This window comes from Bifidobacterium saimiriisciurei, assembly GCF_010667655.1.
GTDB classification, from domain to species: domain Bacteria; phylum Actinomycetota; class Actinomycetes; order Actinomycetales; family Bifidobacteriaceae; genus Galliscardovia; species Galliscardovia saimiriisciurei.
Genome location: NZ_WHZU01000002.1, coordinates 181,370 through 193,555, shown reverse-complemented (window position 1 = coordinate 193,555; position 12,186 = coordinate 181,370). Strand labels below are relative to the sequence as shown.

The window sequence follows — 12,186 nt, the reverse complement described above, 5'->3', positions numbered from 1 at the left end:
TCGGCGCCCGATGCCGGTCACCGGCGGCGCGACAAGCGGATGAAACCCCTGCAATCATGCGGGACACGCCGATTGTTGCGTCGCTGATTGCGTTGTTGTATATTACTCAAGGTCTTCAACGACCAACCGATACTCGGGGCTATGGCGCAGCTGGTAGCGCATCTCCATGGCATGGAGGGGGTCGGGGGTTCGAATCCCCCTAGCTCCACGGATCAGAGGTCCGGAATCCTTCAGGGTTCCGGACCTTTTTTGCAATCTCCGCGCCGTTCATCCGCGGCGTCCGGCGGGGAGGGGCAGGCGTCCGTTGTACATGAACGGCGGATGAACGCACGGGCCCTGCGGTCACGGGAAGTCGTGGCGTGGGCTATCCTTGATGGGGGTCCGCGGCGACACGGGCCGAACGGTCCATGCGGACGCCGTGGAACGAATGATACGGCGGGACATCATGACGGGCCGACGGAAGACACGACGGGCACAAGGCAGGTGATGCGCGATGATGAGAACGTTCAGCACGGTAGGCGGTCAGATCGAACAGATCGAGAAACCGACCCCCGGCTCGTGGATATGCCTCAGCGAACCCACCGACGTGGAGCTCGCCACCGTCTCCGAAGCATGCGACATCGACCTCGCCGACCTGCGTGCCCCGCTGGATGACGAGGAGAGGTCGCGTGTGGACGTCGAGGACAACTACACGATGATCATCGTCGACATCCCGACCGTCGAGGAGCGCGGCGGCCGCGACTGGTACGAGACCATCCCGCTGTCGATCATCATCGTCGACGACATCATCATCACCGTCTGCATGCAGGACACCCCGGTGCTTCACCCGTTCATGGAAGGCACGATCCGCGGGTTCAACACGTTCATGAAATCACGGTTCATCCTGCAGATCCTGTACCGCAACGCCACCATGTACCTGCGCTACCTGCGCATCATCGACCGGGAGAGCGACAAGCTCGAACTCAAGCTGCGCCATTCCATGCAGAACCGCGAGATCCTCATGCTGCTCGAACTGAGCAAGACGTTGGTCTACTTCACCACATCGCTCAAATCGAACGAGATCGTGATGGAGAAGCTCAACACCCTCAGCCGCATCCGGCAGTACCCCGACGACCAGGACCTGCTCGACGACGTCATCATCGAGAACAAGCAGGCCATCGAGATGGCCAACATCTACAGCGGCGTTCTTGCGAACATGACCGACGCCTTCGCCTCCGTCGTCTCGAACAACCTGAACAACGTGATGCGCGTGTTCACCATCATCTCCATCACGCTGTCCATCCCCACGCTGATCTTCTCCATGTACGGCATGAACTTCCAGGAGGGCATGCTGGGCATGCCGTTCACCGGCCATGCATGGGGCTTCGCCATCGTCATCGTCATCTCGTTGCTGGTCTCCGTGCTCGTGACCTGGTTCCTCACCCGGTCGCGCATGTTCAAGTGACCTCGGACCCGGTCGCGGTACGGAAGCCGTTCGCATACGGACGAAAGGGGCGCACATGGCATACGTCATGGCGAACGCACGGTGCACGGTGCGGCGGGCCGCCGCCGCACTGCTCGCCTCATGCATGACGCTGACGCTCGCGGGCTGCGGCCAGAACCCTCTGGCGGTCAGCGATGTGATCGGTCCCCGCATCGTCATCGGCGTGACCTTCGACCAGCCCGCCATGGGACTTCGCAAAGGCAGCGGGTATCACGGGTTCAACGTGGCGGTCGCCGAATACGTGGCCGAGAAGCTCGGCTACGCCTCCTGGCAGATAGTGTGGGAGCAGGCCCCCGAGGACGAACGCAGGTCCATGCTCGACGACGGCGACGTCGATATGATCACCGGAATGTACGAGGACGCCGCCGACATCACGGCGGGGGAGAAGGACTCCGCGACCCTCGGCTACGACTTCGCCGGTCCGTATCTCGCCGATCGGCAGGATGTGATGGTGCTCAGCCGATCCGATGATTCCTCCGACACCTCCATAGGGTCGCTCGCCGACCTCGCGGGACACAAGGTATGCGTCATCGAAGGAAGCGAGACGGACGCCGACTTGCAGCGGCGTCTGGACGGTGGCATACGGCTGGTGCGCCAGCCCGGCGCCACGCAATGCGCCACCGCCCTGCTGACCGGCATGGTCGACGCGGTCGCCGCCCCCGGTTCCGTGCTGGCCGGCCTCGCCGACGCCGAAGGAGGCGACCGGATGCGCCTGCTCGGCCTCGACTTCGCCGAAGGCGGTTACGGCATCGGCCTGCGCAAGGGCAGCGACCAGCTCACGGCGCGCATCCGTGAGGCCATCGAGCAGATGCACGCCGACGGCTCATGGGACCGCGCCTACGACGAGACCCTGGGAGCCATCGGATACGATGACGGGCGCGGAACCGACGTTCACTAACTGGGACGAACGATGCGGCGTGTCCGCATGTCTGGCGATAATTGCCCCTGTTACAGAGTCTGTTGAACAACAAAGGAGCATCATGGCGCAGGACGCTACCGATGTGAAGGGCGTACAGCACGACGGAAACGGGGAGCCCGCATTCCGTTACAACGCCACCCTGGCACAGAAGATCGAAGAGGACTGGCAGAAGCGCTGGGACGACGAAGGCACGTTCTGGGCCGCCAACGTCAACGGCGACCTGAAGGACGGCGAAGGCCGCAACGCGGAGGGCCGTCCCTCCTATTTCGCCATGGACATGTTCCCCTACCCCTCGGGCAAGGGCCTTCACGTGGGCCATCCGCTGGGATATCTCGCCACCGACGTGGTCAGCCGCTACCACCGCATGAAGGGCGAGAACGTGCTGCACGCCATGGGCTACGACGCCTTCGGTCTGCCCGCCGAGCAGTACGCCGTGCAGACCGGCCAGCATCCGCGCGTGACCACCGAGGCCAACATCGCCAACATGCGCCGTCAGCTGCACCGCATGGGCCTGAGCTTCGACAACCGTCGCTCCTTCGCCACCATCGACCCCGGATACGTGCGCTGGACGCAGTGGATCTTCTCGCGCATCTACGATTCCTGGTACGACGAGGACGCCACCAACCCGAGCGGGTCCAAGGGCTCCGCACGTCCGATCGGCGAACTGATCGCCAAGTTCGAATCCGGCGAGAAGGCCATCCCCGGCCACGAGTCCGACGGCAAGGCGTGGGGAGACCTCACCGAGGCCGAGCAGCAGGACGTCCTCAATGACTTCCGTCTCGCCTACATCTCCAAGTCCCCGGTGAACTGGTGCCCGGGTCTGGGCACCGTGCTCGCCAACGAGGAGGTCACCGCCGAAGGCAAGTCCGAGCGCGGCAACTTCCCCGTCTTCCAGCGCGAGCTGCGCCAGTGGTCCATGCGCATCACCGCCTATGGCCACCGCCTCATCGAGGACCTCGCCACCATCGACTGGCCCGAGAAGGTCAAGCTCATGCAGCGCAACTGGATCGGCGAGTCCCACGGCGCCTCCGTGCACTTCGCCGTCGAGACGCCCAACGGCGAGCGCGACATGGAGATCTACACCACGCGTCCCGACACCCTGTTCGGCACCACGTTCGCCGTGGTCTCCCCGGAGCATCACCTGCTCGAGGACGTGCCCGCCGAATGGCCGGCCGGCGTTCCCGAGGACTGGAAGGGCGGCTACGCCACCCCGGTCGAGGCCGTGAAGGCCTACCGTCTGGCCGCCGAGTCGAAGACCGCGAAGGACCGCGTTGACGAGGCCGGCGAGAAGAGCGGTCTGTTCACCGGCCTGTACGCCGTCAATCCGATCACCGGCGCGAAGCTGCCGCTGTTCACCGCCGACTACGTGCTCATGGACTACGGTACCGGTGCCATCATGGCCGTGCCGGGCGGCGACCAGCGCGACTACGACTTCGCCGTGAAGTTCGGCCTGCCGGTCATCTACACCGTCAAGCCCCTGCCGGAGTCCGGCGACGACCTGGCGAACTATGAGGGCAAGGCCCCGTTCGTCAGCCACGACGGCATCGTCATCAACTCCACCGTGGACGCCACCAAGGTCAAGGGCGATGCGCTCAGTCTTGACGGTCTGCGCGTGGACGACGCCATCGCCAAGGTGAACGCCTGGCTCGAATCCGCCGGCGTGGGCAAGGGCACCGTCAGCTACCGTCTGCGCGACTGGCTGTTCAGCCGCCAGCGCTACTGGGGCGAGCCCTTCCCGATCGTCTACGGCGAGGACGGCACCCCGCACCTGCTGCCCGACGACCAGCTGCCCATCAACCTGCCCGACGTGCCGGACTACAGCCCGCGCACCTTCGACCCGGAGGACGCCGAGTCCAACCCGGAGGCGCCGCTGAGCCGCAACGAGGACTGGGTGAAGGTCACGCTCGACCTCGGCGACGGCCCGAAGACCTACTACCGCGACACCAACACCATGCCGAACTGGGCCGGCTCCTGCTGGTACTACATGCGCTACATCGATCCGTCCGACACCAGGCACATGGTCGAGAAGGACGAGTTCGACTACTGGATGGGACCGGAGCACAACGCGACCGCGGGCAAGTCCGGCGGCGTGGACCTGTACATCGGCGGCGTGGAGCACGCCGTGCTGCACCTGCTGTACTCGCGCTTCTGGCACAAGGTGCTCTTCGATCTCGGCTACGTGGACTCCTCCGAACCGTTCCACAAGCTGTTCAACCAGGGCATGATCCAGGCCTACGCCTACACCGACGACCGCGGCCAGTACGTGCCGGCCGCCGAAGTGGTCGAAGGTGAGCCCGACGAGAACGGCGAGCCGACGTTCACCTGGCACGGTCAGCACGCCAACCGCGAATTCGGCAAGATGGGCAAGAGCCTGAAGAACATCATCACGCCGGACGACATGTACGCCAACTATGGCGCCGACACGTTCCGCCTGTACGAGATGAGCATGGGCCCGCTGTCCGAATCCCGTCCGTGGAACACGCGCAACGTGGTCGGCGGCATGCGCTTCCTGCAGCGTCTGTGGCGCAACGTGGTAGATGAGAACACCGGCGAGGCGCATGTGAGCGAGGACACCCTGGACGACAAGACGCTCAAGCTGCTCAACAACACCATCCACGACGTGACCGTCGAGATGGAGGCCATGCGTCCGAACACCGCCATCTCCAAGCTCATCGTGCTCAACAACCACCTCACCTCGCTGCCCGCCGTGCCGCGCGCCGCCGTGGAGCCGCTGATCCTCATGCTCTCGCCGATCGCACCGCACATCTGCGAGGAACTGTGGAGCAGGCTCGGCCACGAGAAGTCCCTGGCCCATGCGCCGTGGCCGGTCGCCGACGAACGCTACGTCGGCCAGGACACCGTCACCGCCGTCGTGCAGGTGAAGGGCAAGATCCGCGGCAAGCTCGAGGTCAGCCCCGACATCTCGGCCGAGGAGCTTGAGAAGCTCGCCCTGGCGCTGCCCGCCGTCCAGGATCGCCTCGGCGGCGAGCCTCCGCGCAAGGTCATCGTCAAGGCACCAAAGATCGTCTCCGTGGTGCCCGCCAAGTAGTCCGATTCATTCGGAATCCCCCATACGGACCGATGCCCCGTGCCGATTCGATCGGCACGGGGCATCGTCGTTCGGCGTCCTCGCCGTATACGCCAATGTGGACGGCACGCCGGATGATCCACATTCATGGCGCGGGGGTGGCCCATCCGTCAACAATGCCCGTACGGATTGCCGGAACGATACGGTGCGGCACATAGTGGAACCGTGTCTACGAATCATCATCGGCCGGCCGTGGGGGCAGCATCGTCCGGGCCCCTGCCGTATCTGCCGGTCACGGCGGTGCCGCTGCCGCCCGACCTCGGCGTGGAATCGGTCGACGATTCCGACGCCGTCGCGCCGTCCGGGCCATCCACGCTGCTGTCCACGCTCGCCGGGGTCGACCGGGACGACGCCGGCGCGGATGCCCTGCTGGAACGGCGTTCGTCCCGCGACGCCACCCGTCTCATGCTTGATGGTCGGCGGTCCGCCGCCATCATCCTCATACTGGTGCTCATGCTCAGCGCCAGTCTGACGATGCTGATCCAGCAAAGCGGCCACCTTGCGGATTCGTCCGTCCCCGAAGGCCTCGCCGCAGGGCAGACGTCGGCCACGGCCTCGCCGAAACGGTCCGCGTCCGCGCGGGAATCCTCTCCATCCGCCTCGGCCTCGGACGCGCCGGCCCCGTCGCAGAGCCCATCCCCGACGCCTACGGTTCCCTCATCATCCCCTTCGATCTCGTCGGGCGGCCCGTCATCGAATGCCTCGGGACTCATCGACCTGAACACGGCCACCGCCGAACAGCTGGACACCATCAACGGCATCGGGCCGGTGACCGCACAGCGGATACTCGACCACCGCGCGAGGAACGGCCGGTTCACCAGCGTCGACGAGCTGCTCGACGTGCAGGGCATCGGCTCCAAGACCCTGGAGAAGATCCGGCCCTATGTGACGGTCGGGTCATGAGACGGCATCACTCCTATCGGCTGCGCGAGCGCGGCGGACGCGACGCCCGTCTCCTGCCGGCCGCCGCCACGGTCTGGACGATTCTATTGGCCGAACACATGCTGTTCGGCACGAAGGGAATGACATGGCTTGCGGCGGGCGTCACCGTCATGGCCATCGTTCTCGGAATCGTCGCCATCATCGGCGCGACGCCGTCACGACCCATGCCGACGGCCATCGGCCAGGTGCTGTGGCATGGCGCGGTCATCATCGCGGCGGCGTGCTGCGCGCTCGCCTCCGGCGGATTCCACGACCTCGCAGCGGTCGGCGACCCGATGGTCTCGGCGGCGGATGCCGAAACCGAGGTCGTCGTGCTGCTCGACGTCACAGGCCCGGTCATGGCATCCTCGCTGCGTGATATGGACTGCCAGACCGATGCGCAGGTTCACGGCATACTGTCCGACGGCGTGCGCTCGGCCTCGAGCGCGCGCATACGGGTGTATGCGTCGGGAGACGCCTGCGGCTGGCATCAGGGCGGCGGATACGCCGTCGAAGGCGCCGCAAGACACGCCCGCTTCGGCGACAGGCCGCTCTGGCTCGTCGTGGATGACGACAGGGGCGCCGTGGTCCGCATCCGGGAACCGGCATGGTGGGATGCCGCGGTCGAACGGCTGCGCGGAGCCTTCCTCGAACAGACCGACCGGCTTCCCGGGCAGGGGCGCATCCTGGTGCCCGGACTGACACTGGGGGTATTGGGGCAGGACGTCTACCGTCCCCATGTCGGTGAGGACGGGCGTGCCGCCGACGCAGTGGATGAGACGGCCGCGCGACTGATGGAGGATGATTTCAAGAACTCCGGCATCATGCATCTCATGGCCGTCTCCGGCGGACACTTCGTACTGGTGGCCTCGCTGGTCAGACGGTCGGGATCCATGCTGCTCATGCCCCGGCAGGTGAAGGCCGCAGGCGTGGCGGGCGTATACGTCGTGCTCACGGCACTGGTCTATCCCTCCGATTCGGTGCTGCGCGCGGCCGTCATGGGAGGCTTCGGCGTGGCCTGCATGCTGCTCGGCCGACCCGGCCAGGCGCTTGCGGCCCTGAACTGGACGGTGATCGCCTCATTGCTGCTCGAGCCGGAACTGGCGCACAGTTACGGCTTCGCATTGTCATGCGCCGCGGTCTACGGCATCGTTATACTGGATCGTCCGATATCGCAGGCCCTCGCCGCCGTCATGCCCGGCGCCCTCGCCCAAGCGGCGTCCATAACCATCGCCGCGCAGATTCCCACCCTGCCCATACAGGTGATGATGAACCCGGGGATACCGTTGCTGTCGGTGCCGGCGAATCTTCTGGTGGCGCCGGTCGTCTCCCTGACGACGCTGCTGGGGCTGTCCGCCGTGGGGGTCTCATGGTTCGCTCCGCCACTCGGCCATGGCCTGGTCGCCGTCGCGAGCGCCGGCACGCTGCTGCTCCAACGATGCGCCACGTTGCTGGGCCGTACCCGGTTCAGCGTGCTGCCATGGCATGACGGCGTCGTCGGCGCCGCGGTCATGGCGGCCTTCGAGATCCTCGTCGCCCTCGCCGTGACGCTGATACGCCGATCGGTCCGCCGATGGCGAGGCCGTGGAGGTCTTGCCGCCGGCGGGGGCAGGCCATACGTACCGACCCCCATGGAGCGTCTGGGCGTCTGGTGGCGCGACACGCGAGCCATGATATTCGGGCCACGACGGCGTTGACGGCGTCCTCCGCGGCGGGGAGACGTTGTCCAGCACTGACGAGAGATTAGGGACTATGGCAGCAGGCAAGAACAGCGCGGTGCATATCGTATACGGGGGCGACCCGTTCCTCAACGACCAGACGGTCCGCGACCTATGCCGCAGCGAATGCGAACGGCGGCCCGATGCGGAGCTCATCGAACTCGACGCCGCCGACTGCGACGCCTACGCGTTCGACGAGGCGGTCAGCCCCTCGCTGCTTTCCGACGTGGCCGTGGTTCGCATCGCCAACCTGCAGCAGGCCGACGACAGGCTCGGCGACGCCATCGTGGCCTATGCCAGGCAGACGCGCAAGCAGCCCGAGAACGCGAGCGCGGTGATCTGCCAGCATGAGGGCGGCAACAGGGGCAAGCGCGTGGTCGATGCCCTCGCCCGTGCCGGAGCCGACAAGGTGGCGGTGCCCGATCTCAAACGGTCCGACGCGAAGATCAACTTCGTCTACCAGCGGTTCGAACGGGAAGGCCGTCGCATCGACCCCATGGCCGCCCAGCAGCTCGTCAACGTCCTGGGCGACAGAACCGGCGAGCTCGCCGCAATGTGCGCGCAGCTGTGCTTCGACTTCGACGACGAGGTCATCGGACTGGACCGCGTGAACCAGTATCTGACCGCGAACGCGCAGGTCACCGGATTCACCGTCGCCGACAAGGCCCTTGCCGGCGACGTCGCCGGTGCGATCGTCGCCATGCGCTCGGCCACCGGCCAGGGCACGGACCCCATAGCGCTGATCGGCGCCCTGGCCATGAAACTGCGCACCCTCGCCAAGGCGTCGGCGGTGCGCGCCGGAACGATAAGCCAGGCCGAGGCGAAAACCAATCCCTGGGTGCTGAAGAACGCCGCGCGGCAGCTTTCCGGCTGGACCTCCGCAGGGCTCGCGCGCTGCATCGGCATGCTGGCATGGGCGGACGAGCAAAGCAAGACGAATGGCGGCGACCCGGTCTATGCTTTGGAGCGGACCATCGAAACCATCGGCGTGAAAGGACGGCACTGAAGTGACTGCGGCACCGACCGTTACCATCGAGGCTCCCACGGCATCGGACATGCGACGCATCGGCGAACGCCTTGCCGGCATCGTGCACGGCGGCGACGTGCTGCTGCTGTCCGGACCGCTCGGAGCGGGAAAGACCACATTCGCCCAGGGCTTCGGCAAGGGGCTTGGCATAGACGAGCCGATCGTCTCGCCGACATTCACCATCGCCCGTGAGCTCAACGGCCGTTTCGCCGACGGTTCCAGGGCCCATCTGGTGCATGTGGACGCCTACCGTCTGGGAGGCAACGCCTACGCCCCCGGCCAGGACGCCGCGGGCAGGCTGCTCGACGAACTGGAATCCCTCGGACTGGACGAGGAACTCGAGGACCCCAGCGACGACACGGTCGTGCTCATGGAGTGGGGCGAGCAGATGGTCGCCGCCCTCGCCCCGGAACGGCTGGAGATCCACATCGACCGGCCGCTCGATGACGCCGCCCGCATCCCCGACGCGAACGACGAACTGACCAGCGCCGGGGCCCGCACCGTCACGCTGGTCCCCGTGGGCGGCGAGTGGCCCGGTCGCGTGGCCTGCGCGTTGTAGACTCTTACAGGTCGTAGCAAGGAGAATCATATGGGATGCACGCTGGTTATCGACACCTCATACGGGTCGACGGTCGGCATCGTGGGGCATGAGCCGATAGTCGAGACCGATTCGCGCACGCACGTCGAACGGCTGCGGAACAACATCGCCCTCGCCGTGGAACGGTCCGGCAACACGCCGAAGGACATCGACACGGTCATCGTGGGCACGGGGCCCGCACCATTCACAGGCCTGCGCGCCGGCATCGTCACCGCCAAGGCGCTCGCATTCGCCACCGGAGCGAAGCTCATCGGACACAACATACTCGAACCGCAGGCGCAGTGGAACCTCATCCGTCGCGGTGGGGCCGGATCGGCTGACGGGCCGAAGGCGCAGCATGTGCTCACACTCGCGGTGAACGACGCCCGCCGCAAGCAGCTGTACTTCGAGCTGTGCGACGGGCCCCTCATCGGCGGGGGCCGTGAGGGGGAGCCCCGGCCGATCATCGCCATGGACATCGACTATCCGGCATCCATCGTCGAACGCGTGAACGAGGCGGTACGCGCCTGGCGGGAGAGGACAGGGGGCGACGTGGTCGTCGACGTCGTCGGCCATGGCGCCGGCCGATACTCCGACACGCTCTCGGCGATCGAACATGCGGGCGACATCGTCGACGAATCCGTGCTCGACGGCGGCGAACAGGGCCTTTCCGTCTTCGCCGGCGACGCACGTCGCGCCTATGAGCGCGATCCCGAGACGCCCGTCGAACCACTTTACCTGCGTCGTCCCGACGCGCAGATCCCGGCGCCGCTCAAGCACGTGCTCAACCACGCGGGCGCCGAAAGGACCGCCTGATGCTGTACCGTCTGGACGAGCTGGACCGTCGGACCGCGATTCGCGCCTTGCGTGACATCGAGCTCGAACTGTTCGCCAACCACGCATGGAGCGAGAACGCGATTCGCCAGGAACTCGATGCGCCGGCCCGCACCTACCTGTTCGACACGGCCGACACCGAAAAGAACCCCGCGGAGGGCGTCCGTGCGGAGGACATCCGCGGATTCGCCGGATTCTGGTATGACGGCGACGATGCGGAGATCATGGACGTGGGTGTGCGGCGCGCGTGCCAGCGCCAGGGCATCGCATGGCGTCTGATGGGCGCGCTCATCGAAGACGCCCGGCATCAGGGGGCGCGGCGGATGCTGCTGGAGGTGCGTGTGGACAACGACGCCGCGATAGGACTGTACCGGCGTCTCGGATTCGAACGCATCGGCCTGCGCCGCCGCTACTACCAGCCGGAAGGCGTCGACGCCTACGTCATGGCGTTGGACCTGAGGGAACGCGTCGTCGGATTCCAGACGGCGACGCACGACAACGACGATCGCGGCACGAACACCGGTCACGGCGGTGACGGCGCCCACGACAACGGGGAGAGGAACCTATGAGCGAGCCTATCGTACTGGGCATCGAATCCACCTGCGACGAAACCGCCGCCGCCATCGTACAGGGGCGGACGCTGCGGTCCAACGTCGTCGCATCATCCATGAACGAGCACGCCCGCTATGGCGGCGTGATCCCCGAGATTGCATCGCGCGCCCACGCCGAGGCCTTCGTGCCGGTGGTGGAGCAGGCGCTTGCCGACGCCGGTCTCGAGCTCGCCGACGTGGATGCCATCGCCGTCTCCGCAGGCCCCGGACTGGCGGGATGCCTCGCCGTCGGCGTCTCCGGCGCCAAGGCGCTCGCCTACGCGGCGAACAAGCCTCTGTACGGCATCAACCACGTCATCGGGCACATCGCCGTCACGCAGCTGCAGTTCGGCCCGTTCCCCGACGATACGATGGCGCTCATCGTCTCCGGCGGCCACACCTCGCTGCTGCATGTGCGTGACGTGGCCCGGCATGTCGACGTGGTCGGCACCACATTGGACGACGCGGCGGGGGAGTGCTTCGACAAGGTGGCGCGCCTGCTCGGCTTCCCCTACCCGGGAGGCCCGCATATCGACCGTCATGCGCGGCAGGGCGATCCCCACGCCATCCGGGTTCCCCAGGGGCTGACCCAGGGCAAGGCCGCCGTAAGGCATCCCTATGACTTCAGCTTCTCGGGAGTCAAGACCGCCGTGGCGCGCTGGATCGAGGAACAGCAGGCCTCCGGGCGGGACGTTCCCGTCGATGACGTATGCGCGTCGCTGGCAGACTCCGTGGCCACGGTGCTGGCCCGAAAGGCCATCAGGGGATGCCTCGCGAACGGTTCCGACACGCTCATCGTGGGAGGTGGCTTCTCGGCGAACTCCCAGCTGCGTGGGAAGCTGCTTGAGGTTGGTGCCGATCACGGCGTGCAGGTGCGCATTCCGAAGATCGGCCTGTGCACCGACAACGGTGCGATGGTCGCCATGCTCGGCGTCAATCTCGTCGAAGCCGGCGTGAAGCCGAGCAGCCCCGATTTCCCCATCGACTCGGCCATGCCGATGTCGAAGATCGTCATGGAATAGGGCCTCG

The 12,186-nt window shown here is 66.3% G+C and carries 10 protein-coding genes and 1 tRNA gene; all 11 read left to right on the top strand.

Annotation, left to right across the window (positions count from 1 at the left end; genetic code table 11):
• Nucleotides 1-135: 135 nt before the first annotated feature.
• The 11 genes from GFD18_RS02010 to tsaD all read left to right on the top strand — a co-directional run bounded on the left by GFD18_RS02010 (nucleotide 136) and on the right by tsaD (nucleotide 12,179).
• A tRNA-Ala gene (locus GFD18_RS02010) sits at nucleotides 136-208 on the top strand.
• Nucleotides 209-493: 285 nt separating this feature from the next.
• Nucleotides 494-1,444, top strand: a complete 951-nt coding sequence (locus GFD18_RS02005; protein ID WP_163199688.1) for a magnesium transporter CorA family protein — start codon at nucleotides 494-496, stop codon at nucleotides 1,442-1,444.
• A 55-nt stretch (nucleotides 1,445-1,499) separates the two neighbouring features.
• Nucleotides 1,500-2,381, top strand: coding sequence for a transporter substrate-binding domain-containing protein (locus GFD18_RS02000; protein ID WP_163199689.1), 882 nt, complete (start codon nucleotides 1,500-1,502; stop codon nucleotides 2,379-2,381).
• An 82-nt stretch (nucleotides 2,382-2,463) separates the two neighbouring features.
• Nucleotides 2,464-5,451, top strand: a complete 2,988-nt coding sequence (gene leuS / locus GFD18_RS01995) for a leucine--tRNA ligase (protein ID WP_163199690.1) — start codon at nucleotides 2,464-2,466, stop codon at nucleotides 5,449-5,451.
• A gap of 231 nt (nucleotides 5,452-5,682) precedes the next feature.
• Nucleotides 5,683-6,393 (top strand): ComEA family DNA-binding protein, encoded by a 711-nt coding sequence (locus GFD18_RS11325; RefSeq protein ID WP_318644305.1) that lies wholly within the window; start codon nucleotides 5,683-5,685, stop codon nucleotides 6,391-6,393.
• Entirely contained in the window at nucleotides 6,390-8,108 is a 1,719-nt protein-coding gene (locus GFD18_RS01985) for a ComEC/Rec2 family competence protein (RefSeq protein ID WP_163199692.1), read from the top strand. The genes GFD18_RS11325 and GFD18_RS01985 overlap by 4 nt, the downstream gene beginning before the upstream one ends.
• A gap of 55 nt (nucleotides 8,109-8,163) precedes the next feature.
• Nucleotides 8,164-9,135 carry a DNA polymerase III subunit delta gene (gene holA / locus GFD18_RS01980; protein WP_163199693.1) on the top strand — a complete coding sequence of 324 codons (972 nt, stop codon included), beginning with the start codon at nucleotides 8,164-8,166 and terminating at the stop codon, nucleotides 9,133-9,135.
• A 49-nt stretch (nucleotides 9,136-9,184) separates the two neighbouring features.
• A complete protein-coding gene (gene tsaE / locus GFD18_RS01975) occupies nucleotides 9,185-9,715 on the top strand; it encodes a tRNA (adenosine(37)-N6)-threonylcarbamoyltransferase complex ATPase subunit type 1 TsaE (RefSeq protein WP_163199817.1) in 531 nt (176 codons plus the stop codon).
• Between the two features lie 30 nt (nucleotides 9,716-9,745).
• A complete protein-coding gene (gene tsaB, locus GFD18_RS01970) occupies nucleotides 9,746-10,549 on the top strand; it encodes a tRNA (adenosine(37)-N6)-threonylcarbamoyltransferase complex dimerization subunit type 1 TsaB (protein WP_163199694.1) in 804 nt (267 codons plus the stop codon).
• Nucleotides 10,549-11,136 (top strand): ribosomal protein S18-alanine N-acetyltransferase, encoded by a 588-nt coding sequence (rimI, locus tag GFD18_RS01965; protein WP_163199695.1) that lies wholly within the window; start codon nucleotides 10,549-10,551, stop codon nucleotides 11,134-11,136. Before tsaB ends, rimI begins: the two co-directional genes overlap by 1 nt.
• Nucleotides 11,133-12,179, top strand: coding sequence for a tRNA (adenosine(37)-N6)-threonylcarbamoyltransferase complex transferase subunit TsaD (gene tsaD, locus GFD18_RS01960; RefSeq protein ID WP_163199696.1), 1,047 nt, complete (start codon nucleotides 11,133-11,135; stop codon nucleotides 12,177-12,179). The genes rimI and tsaD overlap by 4 nt, the downstream gene beginning before the upstream one ends.
• Nucleotides 12,180-12,186 lie beyond the last annotated feature (7 nt).